Origin of the sequence: Chondrinema litorale (assembly GCF_026250525.1) — a bacterium.
Lineage (GTDB): Bacteria > Bacteroidota > Bacteroidia > Cytophagales > Flammeovirgaceae > Chondrinema > Chondrinema litorale.
Map to the genome: position 1 here is coordinate 209,138 of NZ_CP111049.1, position 20,234 is coordinate 229,371.

The window sequence follows — 20,234 nt, forward strand, 5'->3', positions numbered from 1 at the left end:
GCGAATAAGAGGCTTTTATAAAAAAATAACAGGTGCTGTTTTTTTTGAAACAAGCACCTGCCTTATCCTGATTAATTTCAAAGCTGAATGAATCTCATTAAATTAAATTGATGAAAATGGCAACAGTTTGTATATCTACTTAATTCGAAACTCGCTTTTGCTCCTCTTCTGAACCTACTGTTCGCTTTCTAGATTTTTTAATTTTTTGGTTACCAAACTTCTGAGTAAAAGAGACTGTAAATATGCGTTTGTTTGGTTTCCATCTCCCTGTAAAAGTGAAAGAGGCATCATCAAAAGTTCGCCATCTGTATTGCGTGGTTTCGAATATGTCGTTGCAAGAAAGTCTGAGTGTACTTCCTTTATTAAATTCTTTTTGCACACCAAGATTTACAAAACCTCTGGCTAGCCAATTAAAGTAACCATTTATTCTTGGTGATATATAAAACATAGCTAGCTCTAGGCTAAAGTTTTTTGGAAGCAAAAAAGTATGCGTACTATTTACTTGTAGCCCGTTTTGTATGCTTTCGTAATATTCGCTGTTAAGCGTAGTGCTTATTTTCTGCCAATTTCCAGAAAAATTATTCTGTGTTTCCCACCAAGTATTTAGTTTAACTGGCATAGAGAGATTGAGTGCAAGTGTATTTCTGCGGTGTATGTTTTCAGATGTAAACATCAGTGTATTGGTTTCTAAATCAATTTGTGGTTGAAACCTCATAATCACATTTTTATCTCTGCTGGACTGAAATGAAATGATAAAATTTTTGAAAGAATAATCTGCTTTAAAGTTGTTTGTAAGTGTCGGTAGAATCTTGGCATTTCCAGAGAAAAAAGTATTAGGATCGATAAACAAAACAAATGGAGCCATCTCGTTAAAGGCTGGTCGGGTAATTCTTCTGCCATAAGCAAACTGAATCTGATTATGCTCATTAAACCTTTTAGAAATAAATAAAGATGGAAAAAAGTTACCGTAATTTCTATCAACAACAGCTTTTTCCTTTCTTGTATTCATTAATGTTCTAGTGTGCTCATACCTTAAACCAGCAGATACATTTGTATTTTTGTCGATGGCAAATTTAAATGAAGTAAAAGCCGCCAATACGTTTTCTGTGAGGTCTGAGTAACTAGTTAGTCGCTCGTCTGTAACCCAGTTTTCACCCTCTTGTCTGGTTATTCTAACATCATTTACTAAATCAGAAAATATACCTTTTACACCCGTTTCTATCGTGAATGAAGGGTTTACTTCGAAAGTATAATCTGCTTTAGCAACCCATAAATTAATAGGAGTTTTTTTGAAGACATTGCTAAACTCGCTATTTAAAAATGTGCCGTCTGCCGAATAATAAGAATAACTATTATCTGTAGGGTGAGAATTAAAGTATGTGAGATAGTCTAAGTTAAAATCTAATGTGTGTTTATCTGCAATAGATTGTTTTATGTTGATGTTGCCCATAATATGGTTCCAATGGTCTCTTTCCAACATATTTGTGGCAGCAATTGTATCTGCTGAGAAAGCATAATCTACATAAGATCTACTTGGGAAATTTGTCTTCCTTTTATAATCATATCCGCTGATGAGTACACTCAGAATGGTTTTTTTGGTCAGATAATAATCTAAACCCAATCTGTAATTGTATGAGTTTGTCGTTGCATCTCTATCTGCTAGTGCTTCTGTATAAATATCTTCTACACCATTGTTGTTTTCTCTGTAGTTTTCCCATATAAATGTTTGGGCTGCATGGTAAACTGATGCATTGGCAAAATAGCTTATCTTTTTTCCTGAATGATTTAATACAAGGCTACTACCAGCGATAATACCTGTTCCGTAACCAACATTCCCCGAAACAGAGCCATTTGTACCATAGCTGCCTTTCCCAGATTTCATTACAATATTGATAAAACCTGCATCTCCATCTGCATCGTATTTAGCTGGAGGCACAGACATAATCTCAATTTTTTCTACATCAGCAGCATTTAATCCAGAGAGCATTTGCATTACCGCATTAATAGACATGCGATTTCTCTTTCCATTAATGAGCACAATTACACCATTTTTACCATTTATAGAAAGTGTACTACTTTGGCGATTTACCATTATACCCGGAGATTTTTCAAGCATATCTATTGCTGTTAATCCGGATGAGGTAATGCTGCTTCCGACATTAATCACTAGCTTGCCCATTTCCATTTCGTAAAGAGGCTTAGTTGCTCTAATGGTTACTTCGCTTAATTCTGTTGTCGATTTATTGAGCGTAATTGTTTCAAGTGAAACCTTTCTATTATCTCCTTGAAAAGTGATTTTAGAATAGTATTTCTCAAAACCCATCATATAAGAGTTTACCAGATAAGTACCTTTCGGAAATCTAGTTAAAGAAAATACACCATTTGCATCTGAAACAGCTCCTTTAATGAGCGATGAATCTTCAACATCTAATAGTAGCACATTGGCAAATGGAATGGTATTACCTTCTGTATCTTCTATGTTTCCGGTGATAGCATTTTGCCCTGTAGCAAAAAATGTGTTAGTAGTTATAGTAAGAATAATTATCCAGATAGTTTTCATAATACATTGATTTTGAATTGTATTCTAGATACTTCTTATGTTATTCTCTTTTAGGAGTAGAGAATAAAAAAATAAATTTGACACTAGAAATGTGTTGTGTAACATAAGAAAGGTTCAAGGCAATCAGATAAGAACCTGATCACCTTGAAAAACATGACTCACCTGCTATTTAACAGGTTTGATATTCGCATTTAAGTTAAAAAAATTATTAGGGTCGTATTTCGCTTTAATAGCACTAAGTTTCTGGAAATTATTACCAAAAGAAACTTTCAAAATATCAGAAGGACTACTCATATCACTATTAAAATTGAAATAAACTTTACCTTGAGAGAAGCCTTGCATCTCGTTAAAAAAATCGCGTGTCCAGTTCATATTTCGCTCATTATCAGCATCATTTAGCCACATGGTATCTATGCTGAGCAAAAATCTGGCATTGCGATCACCAAAGGCTGTTTCATCTGAACCTACTCTACTTATTGCGCCCTGTAAATTTCTTATAGAAATTAAAGATTGAGGGTTTTGAACTTCTGCCGCACGTTTAATTACTCTTATCTGCAATTGATCAGTCAGTTCGTCGAGATAAATACATTTCCAATAAGAATTTAACTTTTGCTTTTCTAAAAATGGATCGAACATTTGTTGTACCATTTTATACGGGTAAACATTACTCATATCTAATAATGGAGTCGCAATTTCTCTCAAAGGCTGCATCTTTTTTTCGCCTTCTTCAGCTTTACCGGCATACATTCCGGCTACCACTATTACCTTATGGTTATGTAATTCTTCTGGGAAATTTGGATGTTCAGGAACAGCCCACAGTATACAGTCTGAGGTGATATTATCAGGTGCATTTTTAGTATAATTAACCCAGTAACTTAATACTTTTTCAGCCTCTTTTCTAGGGTACATACAAGCAGTAAAAAATACGGTTGGACCCAAATCGGTTAGTTTAAACTCAAAGTTTGAAACAATACCAAAGTTTCCACCACCGCCTCTTACAGCCCAGAATAAATCTGCATTTTCTTTTTCGCTTGCATGAACAAAATTGCCATTTGCCAATACAACATCAGCACCAATAAGATTATCTATACTCATACCAACTTTTCTCCGCATCCAACTCAGTCCTCCGCCTAAAGTTAATCCGGCAACACCAGTCTCAGACACAACACCACCTGGACATGCTAAACCAAATGCCTGAGTTTCATGATCTACATCCAGCCAAGTAGCACCTCCCTGTACATTGGCTGTTTTTCTAATCGGATCAACCCTAACAGATCGCATATTAGAAAGGTCGATTGTAAGTACACTGTCACCAACTGCATTACCAGCTACATTATGCCCACCTCCTCTTACAGATACCGACATGTTATTATCCCTAGCGAAGTTAACTGCCGAAATAATATCCGCTACACCAGTACATTGCGCAATTACCGACGGATATTTATCTATCATCTTATTCCAAACCAATCTGGAAGTATCATAATCTTTATCATCTCTAAATATTAACTTCCCTTTAAAATTGGCTTGAAAATTTTCAATTGCAGCTTCGGGAACTTCTGTTCCCAATGAATTAGAAATAGCGTGAAGTGTACTTTTCATCTGTAGATTATTTATGGTGAATAAAAAAGAATCTTATGGCGCTGATTGATCTTTATATCCCTCTGAAGGTTAATTATGATGATTTCAATATAAAATGAATACCTAATCGCATAGAAGAAACTATGCTTTAGTAAACATTGCTGGCAGAATGCTTTAGTTGCTATTTATTTTATATTCTGGTGATAAAGATTAGATCTGAATTACTTGTAAGATGTTATTTATTACAATTACAGATTTGATGAGTACTGATGATAAATATAAATACTTTTATTTTTTAATCATAACACTTTCAGCCAGTTAAAGCACTTTTACATTGCTTAAATTAGATTAGACTAAATAATAATTTTGAAAATTTAATTAAATAAAGAATATACATTACTTAACCAAGTATTTGATTGAATGACTGTTTTAAGTGAAAATCCGCAAAATGCATTTCATTGTATACTTTGTTATAATTAATCCTAGGCACTCCTTTTCTTGATGATTTTAAGATGATTATCCGATTCTGATTATTTTGAGGAAATAATTGCTTTAAAATATGATATAGAGGTTATCAATTTGTTTCTACGTGAAAATAACAATTGAAAATCAGTGCCTTTATTAGAGTAATTTTTGGGTTTCTCCAATACTATCAATTACAAAGTAGCCTGACTTACTAATCATTAAACCTGTTGTCAGATCATTATCACTATGATGCAAGTCTATATCTATTACTTTATTGTGATAAAAAGTACTAATTTCATCCACAATGCTATGTCCGATAATCACTTTTTGTCCATTGTATTTTAAAAGTATTTGATCTAGCACGGATTCTTCAATTTCCTCTTTTGCCAACCCTCTATACCACAAGGGTCCTTTATTTCTGAGTACAAGTTGTTCAATTAAAGAATGGTCTTCCATATTTTTATCTATACCATTACGAACTATCTCATTTATTTGATTGATAGAATAATTTTGAGTAAACATGTCAGGACTTAAACCTCCATGAACAAATAAAATATCTCCAATTTTCTCTATAGTGTTTTTGCTTCTTAACCATCTTCCTAACTCTGTATTTGGTAAATACCACTTCTTGTATTCCAAGTCAAGAATTTCAGCGTTTGCCCAAAATTTTCCATTTACATATTTAAATGCTTTATCATTATAAGCACCTATCAAATTCATAACTTCGTGATTACCCAGAATAAAATGTACTTTACCACCAGCTTGTTTCGCTTCTTCTTCTAGTTTATAAATCAACCACAAACACTCATTTACATACTTTCCCCTATCAAAAAAATCACCCAATAGCACTAAATGGCCATTCCCATAAGTCCATTTATACTGTGAGTTTATCACTCCTGTACCTTTTAAAAAATTACTAAATGCTTCAAAGTTTCCTTCTATATCAGAGATTGCTATCAACTTCTCAGGCATTTCAAAAGCTGACTTTTCAATTGCAAAATCTTTCCTAATTGGGACTTCAAATTGTGAATTATTGTATATTACTTGAATAGAGAAATTTTCTTTAGCGTCAATAGATTGAACTTTTCTAATCAAACTATCTGCTTGAATTTCAGTACTATAAATCGTAGCAGAATCTTGATTATAAATTACAATGGGCTGTTCAAACTCAGGAGTTTTTTTATCCATTTCATCAACATAACTAGGCGTTTTTATTTTCCAACCTCCTGGAGCTAAAGGAATTACAGTAATGAAACCAAATAATGCCAAGGTTACACATATAAGCAGATAGCCTAAATAAATAGTTACAGGTATTTTAACAATGCTAAGAAACTTCTTCATCTTGCAATGTTAAAATAGAATTACAATTAGTAACTATTTATAGGCAAATACTTGTTTAAAGGGAGATTATTTAGATAAAAGGTACAAATTAAGTTTATAAATATGAGAATAAATGCAGATGCATATTCAAAAAGTGCAAGCTTGTCCATTACTTGCACTTTCTTAAAGTCTTATTCCGGTTGGGTCATTACTTTCCAGTTATCTGTACGGAATGGAGTAGCTGGCAAACCTGTATTATTGGTGAGGTTTCCATCTGGGTTATTTGCCCAATCGTATCTTACTGCTACTGGATTTGCAACCTCACTTGCACTTACAATTATCTTATTCCCTTCAATTTTGGCAGTTGCCCAATGATATTTTTGATCTTCTCCTGCAATAGCAAAACCTTTTAATAATTCGCCATCGGTTGTTTTTAAACCTTCTGTTCCTATAAACTCGACTTCTATCGTGTTCCCCTTTATCTCATAACTTTTAAACATAGGACCAAAAGCAGCTATATCTTGCTTATAAACCAGATTTTCTGCTATTGCTACCAATCTATTTCCTACATCTTTTTTGTTTGTTGGATGAATATTGTCTGTTTCTCCCAAATCGATTGTGGTAACCATCCCAGTGTTTGGAAGAGCCAAAGTTTTGTATTGTGATTCTCGTAAAACTGCCCATTTACCATCAGAAGGTTCTGTTTCTTTTTTGTAGTAATTAGGAAGTTGTATAAATAAAAATGGCAAATATCCCTGCTCAAACCTGATTCGCCAGTCTGTAATCATCATAGGGAATAACTCACGATAATTATAAGCATCATCCTCATTATTCTCACCTTGATACCAAATAAAACCTTTTAAACCATACGGTAGCAATGGGTTAATCATTCCATTAAACAAATAAGTGGAATATTGCTGGTAATAGTAAATCTTAGGAATCAGTGGCTCTAAACCTTTCTCAAATTTCCAGTCACCTGTTAAGCTCATTTTATCTTTGCCATTAGTAAGATAGATCACATCAGCAGGAGGATTGAGTCCGCCACCACCCCAAAGAGCAGCTATTCTTAAAGCAATAGTATTTTCTCCCTTATTAATCGCTGAAACTGGAATTGTATAAGTGTGCGTAGCATTGGCATTCCATTGGTTTTTGCAAATCTCAACACCATTAAAATAGATGGAATAATTCATTTCAGGATGCCCCAAATTGATTGTTAAATCTTTCTTTGTAAATGCACCTTTCAGGTTTACTTTTTTACGCAGCCAAATCATTCCTTCGTAAATATCTGAATTCCAATCTGCTTCATGCTCAGGTTCCCAATCTTTTATAACTCCGGGAATGCTTACTGTTTTCCAGTTGCTATCATCTAACTTTGGGTCTGCATGTTTCTTTACCAATTCCTCTTTTGGATTATATACAATGTCCCAGAATTTTTTTAACTCTACCGAATCTCTACCAAAGTCTTCTACAGTTACAGTATCATTTACAATTACCTTTTCTTTTGCCGCTGAGTTGGTAAGCAACATCTCACGACTCGTCCAAGCTTCTACAGGAGTACCACCCCAAGTACTTTGTACAATGCCAATAGGCACATTTATATCTGCCTGAATTTTCTTAGCAAAATAATAACCGACAGCGGTGATATCTTTTACACTGGCAGTGTCACAGATCGTCCAACTAGTTTCTAATACTTCGTCTTGGGGTTCAAGTGTAAAGTGATGAGGAACTTTAAAAAAACGAATATTTTTGTTTAGTGCTTTGGGAATATCTTCTTTGCCACTGGCTGACTGTTGCACTTGCCACTCCATATTAGATTGACCAGAAGCCAACCACACATCACCAATAAGCACATCAGAATAGACAAATGCTGGAGACTTTAATTCAGCATTATATATTTTCAATTCGTATGGTCCACCAGCTTGTAGTTCTGGAATATACACCTTCCAATTGCCATCTGCATTGGTAGTGGTTGTTATTAAATATTCGGCTAGTTCGACTTGAATTTTGGTACCGGGATCAGCTTTTCCCCAGATGGGTATATCTGTCTGGCGCTGTAGCACCATATGATCATTAAAAATTTTAGGCATGGTAATCTGCGCAAAGGCAGGTATGTGGGCAGCTAGTATAAATAGTATTCCTATTATCTTTTTCAAAACGAAATTTGTTTTTTGGTCAATCGAATTATTTGTAATAGGCTAAATTAATTTCGATCACCTTAAAACCAAACTAAGTCTGCTTATCGAAATCAAACTAAACACAGTTGGAAACATTTTAACCATTCTTGTATTCAAGTCATATCTTAATAAATGCTAATAATTAGGCAAAAATACAACAGGAAGCAATTATGAAACCGTAAGAATAGAAAGTAACTTCCATACCATCCGAAACCCCATCTTATCTCTTAATAATTAATTTTTTAATCAAATGAAGTTTCTTCACTTATTTTTAATTCTAATTTTTACAATTACGTCTTGTGATGTTCTAAACATTGAGAAAGAAATAGAAAAACATAATAATCAATCGAATGAAAACGAAAAAAAATTTGGTGATTTTATGGAACGGCCCACAGATATTTTTGTAAATACCACAGGCCAAGACGATCATGTGTTTGATATATGTGATGGCAAAGGAGATTGTAATCTAGTTGATGCTATTGAAACAGCAAATTTACGTGGAGGAACCACTACAATTCATTTACAAAAAGGAAAAAACTATTATCTTTCAGAAGCTGCATATTTTACTAAAAAGGAAAAACCAGATGGTACTTACCAATTAGTGTTAAGCCATTCAGTAAAAGATAGTGGATTACCTGTAATTAAATCTACAATTATTATCGAAGGCAATGGTGCTACATTAAAGAGACGAGTTACTCGGACTCAAGTTTTTGATAAACCTGATAGTAATCAGATATTTAGAATTATACATAATTCTAATAGCGGAGATTTAACTCTAAAAAATGTTACACTCAGTGAAGGAATTATTGATACAAAAGAAAATTTTTCTGAAACTCAAAATGGTAACGGAGGAGCGATTTATAATGCAGGAAAATTAACCCTTGAGAATGTAACTATAAAAAATAATCAAGCATCAAAAAATGGCGGCGCAATATTTAGTATTGGGCCAGTATCAATTAGCAATTCTGATATAAATCAAAATAATGCCCTAAATGATGGTGGTGGACTATTTATACTCGGATTTGATAATATTGAAATTGATAATAGTTCATTCACTCACAATACAAGCAGTGGTAAAGGTGGAGGTATTTTTTGTGATGCTGAATTGACATTAACTTCTAGCAATCTTTCATTCAATAATAGTGAGCAAGGAGGTGGTATATATTTGGGACACGATAAAATATTATACAATATTTTTAATAAATTGACCTATTCACCTGCATTTATTGATCAATGTATAATTGAATCTAATGAAACCAGTAAAGCTGGTGGAGGTATTTTTTGTGAAATTACTGAGCCAGATGAAACGATGATGGGTTATCCATCTTCATCTAGTCTTTTAAATCTTACAATACACAGGAGTACAATAACAAATAACATTGCTACCAGAGGAGGAGGAATTATGAACTGGTTTGCCACTATGTATTTAAAAGATATAACCATATTAAATAATGAAGCTCACCAAGATTATGATTCAGGAGCTGGAGGAGGCATGCATTTCGAATTTGGATTTGCCCATATGGAAAATACAGTGATTGCTAAAAACCCAGTTGGAGGAGATTTAGGCGGATTAACTGTTAATATCGGATATATATCAGAAAGTGTAAATTTTGTTGGTGATCAAACTTTCACTGGACCAGATATTATTCATGGTAACCCAATGATAAAAACATTGTCTGTCTCACGAGATACAAAAGTGTACATTCCTATGCCTGGAAGTCCGTTGATTGATGCTGGTACAGCCATGAGTTGTCTGGCTACAGACCAAAGAGATTTACCAAGACCTGTAGGCTCTGCATGCGATTTGGGAGCAGTAGAAGTTCAATAATCTTAAAACAAAAAAACCAGCTTGGTTAAAAATTATCCAAGCTGGCTATTTACAAAACACGAACAACAATTATCTATTCAACAATCAGTGTATATTGCGGTGTAGGGTTTAGTGGACAGAAGTACACGTACTCCCCTTTTTTTAATGTTACTTCTTTAGAACTTGAAGTTTCTCCTTTCTTAATGGCATTTTGCACATAAGCATCCTTAATGTGAAACTCCATATCTGTTTTTCCTTTGGGAGCTAATACAAATCCCAATTCGCGATCTACACCTTGGTTTGTTACTTCAAAAATGTAAGTTCCTTCTTTAAGTGTTAGGCTCTCCGTTTCAAAAGCACCTTCTGTTTGAGTAAGTTTGATGGTTTCTACTTCTTGAGCAAACAACTGTACTGAGAAGAGACTCATTAATAATAAAAGACCAAATGCTAAATTTTTTTTCATAAAGATTTAATTAAAGTTTAAAGTTTCAATTAATATTTAGTGCTGTAGATTCGAGTACAAAGTTGGAGTTGAAAGAGCCCTAGCTGTTAGTCAAGAATTCCCTTTGTGTTGGCAATAATTCCTATCTCGGTTTCGATTAGCTCGCGAATGTTTTCTATTCTATTTGAAAGCTCTATAATTGTGGAAGTGAAATGATAGGATTGACGCAATTCTAAAAAAATCTTCGATTTTGAAAGTTTTTAGAGGATTTTGGGAACTATTAAAAACTACTTACAGTTCCTCCTGCAATTGCGACAAAGTATTTCCTGTAAATCTAAAGGGGGATAAACTAACAATCATTTCACTAAACTGTTAAAACAATAATTTTAGCTGCTGTAGAAGAAATGATTTAAGTTTAACCGAAACCGGTTTTAATTTTTTGAAAGAACCGGAAATGCCATTAAGATGGAAAGTGAAAAGGATAATTTACTTGTTGCAATAAAACCTCAAACGCAGAGACAAAAAAATACTGCGGTTTTGCTTTTTGCTAATTCTGGCAAAAAAGAAGCAACATCTAAAAAATTTATTGGGAAAGGCAAAAAGCTTAATACGCAAATAGCTTCTGCGCTTAATAAGCATGCAATAGCTACTGTAAAAGCAGCAGGAATTAATTTGGTTTTGATGGATGAAACCAAACAAAGAGGCAATTCATTTGGTGAAAAACTCTGGAATGCAAGTGAAGATGTTTTTGCATTAGGTTATCAATCGATCATTGTAATCGGTAATGATTCGCCGCAACTAAATGCTGAGCATTTACAATTTACAGCTAAGCAGCTAAATAATAATAAGCCAGTAATTGGGCCTTCTGCCGATGGTGGTTTTTATCTGCTTGGGATGCATAAAAATGATTTTGATAAAGTATCATTTTTAAATCTGCCTTGGAGAAAAGCAAACCTTTTCTTTGCAGTAAAACAGCATTTCAACCAACAAAACCAAGTTGCAGAAATTCTTGCAGAACTTACTGATGCTGATGATGAGGCTTCACTAAAAAGAATTTTAAAAGTTGCTAGTCTCACAGTTAGTTTAAATCCATTTCTCAAGCTCTTATTAAATCTGTTTAATAGTCTAAGTGAATTTGCTACAATTCTAAATGAACAGATTAATGAGTTTCTTTTCATTTCTAAAAAATCTTCGAGAGCTCCTCCCCTTTCAGTCTAAGATTATTTATTCTCAAATAATCAATTTCTAATTCTCACATAGTTTTCTTGCTTGCCAAAACACAAGCAAAACGATCTGCTATTTTCAATGCTCTTCATTGAATATGATAGCTAGGTCTGCCTTTATCTATTTTTTGCTTATTAAAACATTCGAATGAAAATATATATTTTTACCTTATTCATTTTATCCTTTACTACCGCTTTTGCACAAACAGATTTGGAAGTAAACATCTTAAATCCATACGATGGGAAACCCATTGCTGATGTAGAAGTATTGATAGAAAATCCACAAATTGGATATACTAACTCATTGACAACCAACAACTTTGGTAAAGTTATTTTTAGAGGATTATCACTTAATGGTGCTTACAGAATTTACACCAACGAGAACAGTGAATACTTATCAAGCGAAGCCAAAGACATTCAGTTAAAAGCCAATGCACATAGAAGTATCACACTAGTTTTACCACCACAAAAAGAACAAACACTAGACGAAGTAGTAATCACCTCTACACCAGCTACCACCATTAACACAGTAAATGCGGAAGTAGCTTCTGAGATGAGCATTAAGAAAGTTCAAGAATTACCAGTAGAAGGTCGCGACATTACCAGAATGCTTTATAGGTTACCAAATGTAAGCCAGGCAACAGGCTTTTTCCCTGAGGCGCCGAATGTGAGTATTAATGGTGCCAATGGCTTATTCAACAATTACATGATTGATGGAATGGACAATAACGAGCGCTTTCTTGGTGGACAAAAATTTGCCATTCCTATCGGCTTTGTAAAAAATGTAACGGTGCTTACCAATAACTATTCGGTTGAATTCGGTAACACAGGAAACGGAGTAATCAACATCACCTCTAAATCTGGTTCTAATGACTTTGAAGGCGAAGTTTTCTTTGTAACCAGACCAGGAGAAGTAATAGATGCAGAAACTCCCTATACACTTCGCGATTTATCTGGTAATGAAGTAAAACAAGGTTTTCAGCGCTATCAGGCTGGTTTTGGTTTGGGTGGAGCTATCACAAAAGATAAAACTTTTTACTATCTAAACTACGAGCATACTACAGACTTAAAAGATAATATTTTAAGCTCTCCTGTTTTAGGAATTTATGAAGAAGTTCGTGGAGAAAATACCTTTGATTATTTATCAGCCAAGTTAGATCACCACTGGTCAAAAAGTTTCAAATCTTCTCTAAGAGCAAACCTTGGTCTGGTTACTTTAGACAGGCAAGCTGGTGGTTTAAGTGGTGGCGTTACTTTCCCTTCGGCAGCCAATGGCCAAGACAGAAACTCAATTCTTATTGCCAATCAAAACGTGTTGCTGGGCGATAACTTTGTGTTTGAGAGCAATGTACAATATTCACGTTTTCGCTGGAATTATGCAGACCCTTTAAATCCAGACAGTCCAGATGTTACAGTACTTGACCCAACTGGTAGCACCATAGCTGTTTTAGGCAATCCGGGTTACATTTTCGATTCGCACGAAAACACTTTCCAACTTCAAGAAAAATTGAATGTGTACAAAGGCAAACACACTTTTAAGTTTGGTGCAGAATTAATCTCTGCTAACCATTTATTATATGGTGGAGGAAACCCAAACGGAAGTTATACAGTACAGCTCACTCAAAGTGAACTGGATGCTATAAGTGCACAAAATCTAGGAGCTAGTTTAGATGTAAATGATATTCCATCTACAGCAACTGTGATAAGTTATGGTGTAGAGTTAAGACCTGCTAGTTATGGTACAAGGCAAAATATTTTTAGTTTTTATGCAGAAGATCAGTTTGCTGCTTCACCGAAACTCAATCTAACTTTAGGCTTAAGATACGATTATGACAACCTCTCAAAAGGTGGTAGTGCAACAGGCGATTATAACAACCTAGCTCCAAGATTCAGCTTTAATTATCAGTTAAGTAGCCGTAGTAGTATTCGAGGTGGTTACGGACTTTTCTATGATAAAATCTTGTATAGTGTTTACAGTGATGCATTGCAACAAAACAATACAGGCGATGATTTTAAAGCTGAAATTCAATACTTTATCGATCAAGGTATTTTGCCAGAAGATACTGATATTGAACGAGTTACTTTTGATGGAAACCTAACTGTGGGAGAAAGCAATAATGCCGGTTTGCCTTTTGGTTACCTAGAAGGGCCAAGTGCAGAAACTTATGCTAGCCAGAGAAATCTTTTTAGTAATGAAAGAAGAATTCTAAATCCAAACGGTTACGACAATCCTTATACTCATCAGTTTTCTTTGGGTTACCAATACCAAATAGACGAGCACAAATTGTTTTATGTGGATGTGGTTTACAACAAATCTAAGAACCTGTTTAGAACTAGAAACCTCAATGCGCCATCTGCTTGGGATGCTGTGGCTGCTGGAAATACTGCTCGTTGGTCTTCCACTGCTGATAGCACCAGAGCTTTACCGATTTATGGAAACTATGCGATTATAGATGGAGAACAAAGAAGCGGAGTGGCTAAAAGCGTAGTAATTACAGAGACGGCAGGAACTTCGGAATATATCGCAGCAAGCTTCAATCTTCAAAAAGAAAGAGGTGATGATAATTTTGCTTACAGAATCATTTATACATTATCTAGGCTAGAAAACGATACGGAAGATATCAACTTTAGAGCGATGGATGCAAACAATTTCGAAGCAGAATGGGGACCATCCATCAACGATCGTACACACATCATCAACACCATTTTCAATTATTATCCATTTAAAAACTTTACTGCAACAGTGGCAATGTTACTACAAAGTGGCCAGCCAATTAACCGCGTTCCCGATGGAAGTTTATACTACATTATAGATAGCAATGGCAATTTAATTGGCGGCACAACCAATGATTTAAATGGTGATGGAAGTGCATTTGGTGATGCCTATGTAGGTAATAGCGATCGCTATCCGGGAGAATCTAGAAACAGCGATAGATTGCCTTGGTCGAATACATTCGATTTGGGTATACAATACCAGATTCCTTTAGGTGTGCAGAATTCTAAATTAGAGTTAAGAGCTGATGTATTCAATTTGTTTAATACAGTAAACTTGAGTGGATACAGCAACAATGCGACACAAAGCAATCAAATTCAAACTGGATCAACAGCAAGTGGAGTAATTGTAAGAAAAAATGCTGCTCCACCACGCCAAATCCAGTTTTCTGCAAGATATTTATTCTAAACTACGACATACTAAATAATGACTTTCAAAAAATCTATATACTTCTTACTCACAACATTCACCTTGTTTGCTTGCTCTTCTAACAACAAAAAGGAAGAGCCAGAAACAGCCAATACTTGGGAAGAAGTTTTACAAGATGCAAAAGGAAAAACGGTCACTTTTATGATGTGGCAAGGTGATCCTTTAATCAACAAATACATACAAGGTTATGTAGTGCCTGAAGTGAAACATCAATATGATATAACACTAAATGTAATTGGTGGGCAAGGCAACGATATTGTAAATACTTTGATGACTGAAATACAAGCAGGTAATGAAACCAGCGAAGTAGATATGATGTGGATAAATGGAGAAACTTTTTACCAACTCCGCCAGATAGATGCTTTGTATGGCCCTTTCACTGAAAAGCTACCCAACAATCAATATATCGATTGGAATAATCCATTTATCAGTATCGATTTTCAGCAGCAAGTGGCCGGCTACGAATGCCCATGGGGCAATGTCCAAATGGCTTTCATCTATAATTCAGACAAGGTAGAAAATCCACCACTCACAATGGAAGCATTAGAAGAATGGGTAAAAGCCAACCCTGGAAAATTTACGATTGGCAACGACTTTACAGGAATGACTTTGCTGAAGTCTTGGCTCATTCACTTGGCAGGAGGCGCAAGTTCTTTAGATGGAAAGTTCGATCAACAAAAATACGAACAGCTTAGCAAAAAGCTTTGGGATTACATCAACCGAATAAAACCTTATTTCTGGAATGAGGGAAAAACTTTTCCTGCTTCTGTAGCCCAAATGCATCAACTATTTGCCAGTGGAGAGCTTTGGTTTACCATGAGCAACAACGATAGCGAAGTGGATAATAAAATTCAGCAGCAAGTTTTTGCTGAAACAAGTCGCGCTTATGTGCCAGAAACAGGCTCTATCCAAAACTCACATTATCTCGGCATTGTAAAACATGCTGGGAATAAAAATGCAGCGATGGTGGTTTGCAACTTTTTAATTTCTCCAGAAGCGCAAGCTAAGAAAATGCAACCGCAAGTTTGGGGAGATGGCACAGTGCTTTCGATTGATAAACTTCCAGAAGAATGGCAAAAGAAGTTTAATGAAATTCCGGGTAGAGAGAATTCTCCACCAAGAGTAGATATTCAGCCTTTGGCTTTAAAAGAACCCGCACCAGAATACATGATGAAGCTTTTTGAAGATTTTAGAAAAGAAGTAATCAATCAGTAAGATGAAAAGAAAGATCGTTATTGCCATTTTTATACTCATCACAACAACTCCTTTGCTGTTCGGCTTTGGCTATTCACTATTGTATAGCTTCGGCTTAACTGGCATATTGAGCAAAGGATTTACTATAGAACACTGGCAAATGCTTTTCACAGAAAGTGATGGTATAAGTAGCTTATTTTATACGATCTTTCTCACCATTATTTCTCTGATTTTAATTCTTTTGCCTGCATTGGTTTTAGCATGGTGGCAAACAAATTCCGCACAAGTAAAATGGCTCAAAGCTATGTTGTTTCTGCCTTTATGTTTTCCACCTTTAGTGGCTGCATTTGCCATGTATCATTTATTGAGTCCGACAGGAATTTATTCTAGAGTTTTTTACCAATTAGGTTTGATTGAACAACTAGAAGATTTCCCCAGACTGGTGAATGATTTTGCTTCTATTGGAATTTTGGCAGCGCATGTGTTTATGGTGTTTCCTTTATTTACCTTACTCTTTATCAATCAAGTAAAAAAAGAGAGGCTAGATGAATTAATGGCAACTTCTCTCACATTAGGAGCTTCCGGCTTTTACTTTTTCCGAAAAGTATTTGCCCCAGTAATCTTGATGAGATCAAGCCCATTAATCGTATTGTATGGCATTTTTTTGATGGGGACTTACGAAGTTCCTTTGCTGCTAGGAAGATCATCGCCAAGAGTGGTAACTGTATTTATAACCGAGAAAATTAAAGGTTTTAGTTTGCAAGATATTCCACAAGGGCATGCGATGGCAGTTGTTTACACTTTACTCGTAATCACAATCACTACTTTCTTTCTAAGCATAAACCGAAAAACTATTTCAGGCTCATGAAAAGAATCGCATACATAATAGTGATTGTCTCTTTGCTGATGCCTTTGGTAACCATCATCAGCTTGTCTGTTACGGTGCAATGGCAATATCCACAACTTTGGGATGCTCATTTCAGCCTTAAAAACTGGTTGGAAGCTTTCACAAACAATGATGTGCTTTCTGGCTTGATGCTTTCTCTTGTAATAGCCGTTTTAATTGCCTCTATAGCTACTAGTTTTGGTTTTATAGTTTCTGGTTTCATTACTGAAAATAAGAAAACTGAGCAATTGCTACAGCTTGCTTACTATCCATACTTAATTGCTCCGGTGGTTTTTGGTGCCATGTTGCAGTTTTATTTCGCATGGCTAAAATTAACAGGTATGCTCACAGGAGTAATTCTGGCACAAATGATTTTTATATTGCCATATAGCGTGCTATTCCTTGCTACATTCTGGAACAACCGAATTAGGCAAACTGCTTTTCAGGCAAGTTCTTTAGGAGCTTCCAATTGGCATGTGTATCGAACGGTGTTAATACCCATGGCAAGACCTTGGCTTTTCATCTGCTTTGCACAATGCTTTCTTATTTCGTGGTTCGAATATGGAATTACACAAGTAACCGGCATCGGAAAAGTGAAAACTTTAACTATTCTCACCATGCAATTTGTAAAAGAAGCGAATCCACATTTGGCGGGAGTTGTGGCTTGTCTGCTTGTGTTTCCGCCACTTTTGTTGTTGGCTTTTAATCAAAGGGTATTTTTAAAACAAAGTAATTTTTCGTGATACAGGTAGATAAAATATCGAAAGCATATGCTAACGAGTCAGTTTTAAAGCAAGTGAGCTTTTCGTTAGAGGCGAATCAAACTTTGAGTGTTTTGGGTAAATCTGGTTGCGGAAAAACTACTTTGTTAAAGATTCTGGCCGGATTAGAAAAAGCAGATAGCGGCTGTTTCTTGGTGAACGATTATAATATAATAGGTCTGCCTCCACAACAAAGAGAAGTCGTTTATCTGAGCCAAGAAGCTTTGCTTTTCCCACATATGGATGTGTTTGAAAACATTGCTTATGGATTGAAAGTACGCAAACTCGATAAAGCTTCAATCAATTCTAAAACCGAAGAAATGATTTTGCAATTGGGTTTGCAAGCACATAAAAATAAAATGCCACATCAACTTTCTGGTGGACAAAAACAGCGAGTAGCATTTGGTAGGGCTTTAATTATTAACCCGAAAATAATGTTGCTCGATGAACCCTTTAGCAGTCTTGATGTTCAGACAAGAGAAGATATGCAAAACTTGTTTATCCAACTGAGAGCAAAATATAATATCACCGCCCTTTTTGTGACTCACGATTTGAAAGAAGCTTTAAAAATGGGAAATCAAATCGCCCGAATGGAAAAAGGTGCACTTAAACTCTATGAATCTGTAAGCGAATTTGTGCAAAGTCCCGATTCAGGAGTGGAAAAAGAAATTGAATTTTGGAAAAATCTTATCGACCATCAATATGAAAAAAAATAAAGACTATAACCACGTTGAATCGCTCTACTGGGTGTTTACTCAGCTTTGCAACGATCAATGCGACCATTGCTATAACCTATCTGGGCCACAAGGCAAACGTATTACTGAAGAAGAATGTCTGGCGATTATTAATAACCTTCCAGACAAGGTGGATAGGCTTATTCTCTCTGGTGGTGAGCCACTTGCTGAGAAGAAAAAGCTTTATCTCATTCTAGATAAACTCAAAGAAAAATACGGAAATAATACGCAGTTAATGCTGCAAACCAATGGCGATTTACTCACCGAAGAAATTCTAGATACATTGATTGAAAAAGGAATCACTCGCTTTGATATTGCCAGTATAGATCGCTACCACAAAGCTGCTGGTGGTCGTTTAATACAATTGGCAGATTTGTTTGAGTCTCGTGGTGTAAATGGCGACGAAAAAGACCCACTGGTTAAAAAAGAGAACTATTTGCATAATTTCCCTTTGAGTTGGGGTTATTGGGGAGCTACAGAAGATATGTGGCTCGGTGGTAATTGGGCACGTGGCAGAGCTTTGCAAAAAAACATCTGGAAGAAAGATCCCGACCATAATTTTTGTGCGATTCTATCTGGAGCCATTGGTTTTTTAAATGGTGGAGATCAAATTCCTCAAGAGATTTCTATACAACTTTGGCAAATAAATCCTTGTTGCCCGGGTACCAAAGAACCATTGGGTGATGCTAGAATACAAAAAGTAGCTGAGATTTTGGAAAAGGTTTCTGATAACCCAGTTTTTGAAATGTTGGACAAAGGCAATCCATATAAAATGGGCGAATCTGTGGGAGTTAGCGAAGCACATGCACGCAAAAGATGTGGTGAGCTAAAAAATGTATGCCTTTGGTGTGATGAATTTTTTGAGAAGCATTATGATATTCAAAAATTGAAACCTAAAAATGTTCCTACAACTTAATTCAATTCAGACACAATTATTAGAAAAATGGCTAAAGAACTGATCTTTGTTTACAATGCTGATTCTGGCAAATGGAATGGCTACATGGATATTATGCACAAGATATTTTCACCAAAAACTTATCCTTGCAGTTTGTGTGCTATTACGCATGGCACATTTTCGATTAGAGAAAGTTGGAAAGAGTTTATCGATAATTCACCAGTTACCATGCACTTTCTCCACCGAGATGAGTGGGAAGAGCAATACAAAAGAAAAGGTGAGCAATTGCCCGCTGTTTTTATAAAAGAAGGTGAGGCTATTTCAACTTGGTTAGATGCCCCTACCCTAAATTCTTACTCCTTAGAAGACTTACAAAATCACATCAAAAACAATTTACCAGAACTAGTTGAGGAGAAAGAGAAGAGTGAGTGATTTTACTCCTTCTCTTCCACAGATTCTAACATTCTTAAACCAGATTCGGCCAGAACACTTCCAGGAAATTCTTGTAGAGTTCTTTCGTAATAAGCTTTTGCTTGTTGCCCATTTCCGATTTGGGAATAGCAATAAGCGATGTTGTTAAGTGCCATTTCTCTGTAACTCATTTTACCTGAACTCAACATGGTTATAACTCGATATTTATCAATCCATTCGTTGCGGGTAAAGAAATCGTAACTGTTTTCAAAATGTGGAATAGCCTCTGCAAAATTGCCTTTTTTAACTTGCTTCATTCCTTTTCTATGATCTTTGGGAATAAGATTTCTTAAAAAAAAGAAAATGATAAAATAAACTACTAAGCCGTAAATAGTGCCTTGTTCTTCATCAATTAACCGTCCTAAAAAGAAAAGTAGAGAGATAAAAAGTATTTGAGGTATAATAGAAAGCCAAGCTGGTAATTTTACGATTGGTGCTTTTGAAGCCATTTAATATCATTCATTTGAGGTTGAAAAAGCTCAAAGTTAGATAAATATTTTAAAGGTTAATTTTTATTCCTAA

General features: G+C 35.3%; 15 protein-coding genes. 9 read left to right on the plus strand and 6 right to left on the minus strand.

All coding sequences use genetic code 11. The features are described from left to right. Positions 1-139: 139 nt before the first annotated feature. The 4 genes from OQ292_RS29260 to OQ292_RS29275 all read right to left on the minus strand — a co-directional run bounded on the left by OQ292_RS29260 (position 140) and on the right by OQ292_RS29275 (position 8,076). Complete coding sequence (locus tag OQ292_RS29260) at positions 140-2,560, minus strand: TonB-dependent receptor (RefSeq protein WP_284687647.1); 2,421 nt, start codon at positions 2,558-2,560, stop codon at positions 140-142. 165 nt (positions 2,561-2,725) lie between these two features. Then, positions 2,726-4,159 carry an FAD-binding oxidoreductase gene (locus OQ292_RS29265; RefSeq protein ID WP_284687648.1) on the minus strand — a complete coding sequence of 478 codons (1,434 nt, stop codon included), beginning with the start codon at positions 4,157-4,159 and terminating at the stop codon, positions 2,726-2,728. Between the two features lie 600 nt (positions 4,160-4,759). Beyond that, positions 4,760-5,944 carry a metallophosphoesterase gene (locus OQ292_RS29270; RefSeq protein WP_284687649.1) on the minus strand — a complete coding sequence of 395 codons (1,185 nt, stop codon included), beginning with the start codon at positions 5,942-5,944 and terminating at the stop codon, positions 4,760-4,762. 170 nt (positions 5,945-6,114) lie between these two features. Continuing rightward, positions 6,115-8,076: a sialate O-acetylesterase gene (locus tag OQ292_RS29275; RefSeq protein ID WP_284687650.1), complete on the minus strand. Its 1,962-nt coding sequence runs from the start codon at positions 8,074-8,076 to the stop codon at positions 6,115-6,117. Between the two features lie 271 nt (positions 8,077-8,347). Between OQ292_RS29275 and OQ292_RS29280 the strand changes: the two genes are divergently transcribed. Continuing rightward, positions 8,348-9,925 (plus strand): choice-of-anchor Q domain-containing protein, encoded by a 1,578-nt coding sequence (locus OQ292_RS29280; protein WP_284687651.1) that lies wholly within the window; start codon positions 8,348-8,350, stop codon positions 9,923-9,925. A 73-nt stretch (positions 9,926-9,998) separates the two neighbouring features. Here OQ292_RS29280 and OQ292_RS29285 read toward each other — a convergent pair whose 3' ends face one another. After that, positions 9,999-10,367, minus strand: coding sequence for a cupredoxin domain-containing protein (locus OQ292_RS29285; RefSeq protein ID WP_284687652.1), 369 nt, complete (start codon positions 10,365-10,367; stop codon positions 9,999-10,001). Positions 10,368-10,811: 444 nt separating this feature from the next. Between OQ292_RS29285 and OQ292_RS29290 the strand changes: the two genes are divergently transcribed. The 8 genes from OQ292_RS29290 to OQ292_RS29325 all read left to right on the plus strand — a co-directional run bounded on the left by OQ292_RS29290 (position 10,812) and on the right by OQ292_RS29325 (position 19,673). Next, positions 10,812-11,564, plus strand: a complete 753-nt coding sequence (locus OQ292_RS29290; RefSeq protein WP_284687653.1) for a TIGR04282 family arsenosugar biosynthesis glycosyltransferase — start codon at positions 10,812-10,814, stop codon at positions 11,562-11,564. Positions 11,565-11,717: 153 nt separating this feature from the next. After that, entirely contained in the window at positions 11,718-14,750 is a 3,033-nt protein-coding gene (locus OQ292_RS29295; RefSeq protein ID WP_284687654.1) for a TonB-dependent receptor, read from the plus strand. Between the two features lie 18 nt (positions 14,751-14,768). Further along, positions 14,769-15,986 (plus strand): ABC transporter substrate-binding protein, encoded by a 1,218-nt coding sequence (locus tag OQ292_RS29300; RefSeq protein WP_284687655.1) that lies wholly within the window; start codon positions 14,769-14,771, stop codon positions 15,984-15,986. A 1-nt stretch (position 15,987) separates the two neighbouring features. Next, the gene (locus OQ292_RS29305; RefSeq protein ID WP_284687656.1) at positions 15,988-16,833 is read left to right on the plus strand and encodes a hypothetical protein; all 846 of its coding nucleotides are present in this window, start codon (positions 15,988-15,990) and stop codon (positions 16,831-16,833) included. Continuing rightward, positions 16,830-17,594, plus strand: coding sequence for an ABC transporter permease (locus OQ292_RS29310; protein WP_284687657.1), 765 nt, complete (start codon positions 16,830-16,832; stop codon positions 17,592-17,594). The genes OQ292_RS29305 and OQ292_RS29310 overlap by 4 nt, the downstream gene beginning before the upstream one ends. Next, a complete protein-coding gene (locus OQ292_RS29315) occupies positions 17,591-18,328 on the plus strand; it encodes an ABC transporter ATP-binding protein (protein ID WP_284687658.1) in 738 nt (245 codons plus the stop codon). The genes OQ292_RS29310 and OQ292_RS29315 overlap by 4 nt, the downstream gene beginning before the upstream one ends. Further along, positions 18,315-19,262 carry a radical SAM protein gene (locus tag OQ292_RS29320; RefSeq protein ID WP_284687659.1) on the plus strand — a complete coding sequence of 316 codons (948 nt, stop codon included), beginning with the start codon at positions 18,315-18,317 and terminating at the stop codon, positions 19,260-19,262. Before OQ292_RS29315 ends, OQ292_RS29320 begins: the two co-directional genes overlap by 14 nt. 27 nt (positions 19,263-19,289) lie before the next feature. Continuing rightward, entirely contained in the window at positions 19,290-19,673 is a 384-nt protein-coding gene (locus OQ292_RS29325) for a hypothetical protein (RefSeq protein WP_284687660.1), read from the plus strand. Positions 19,674-19,675: 2 nt separating this feature from the next. On the opposite strand, the gene OQ292_RS29330 is transcribed toward OQ292_RS29325, so the two are convergent. Beyond that, positions 19,676-20,161 (minus strand): tetratricopeptide repeat protein, encoded by a 486-nt coding sequence (locus OQ292_RS29330; protein ID WP_284687661.1) that lies wholly within the window; start codon positions 20,159-20,161, stop codon positions 19,676-19,678. Positions 20,162-20,234: the final 73 nt, after the last annotated feature.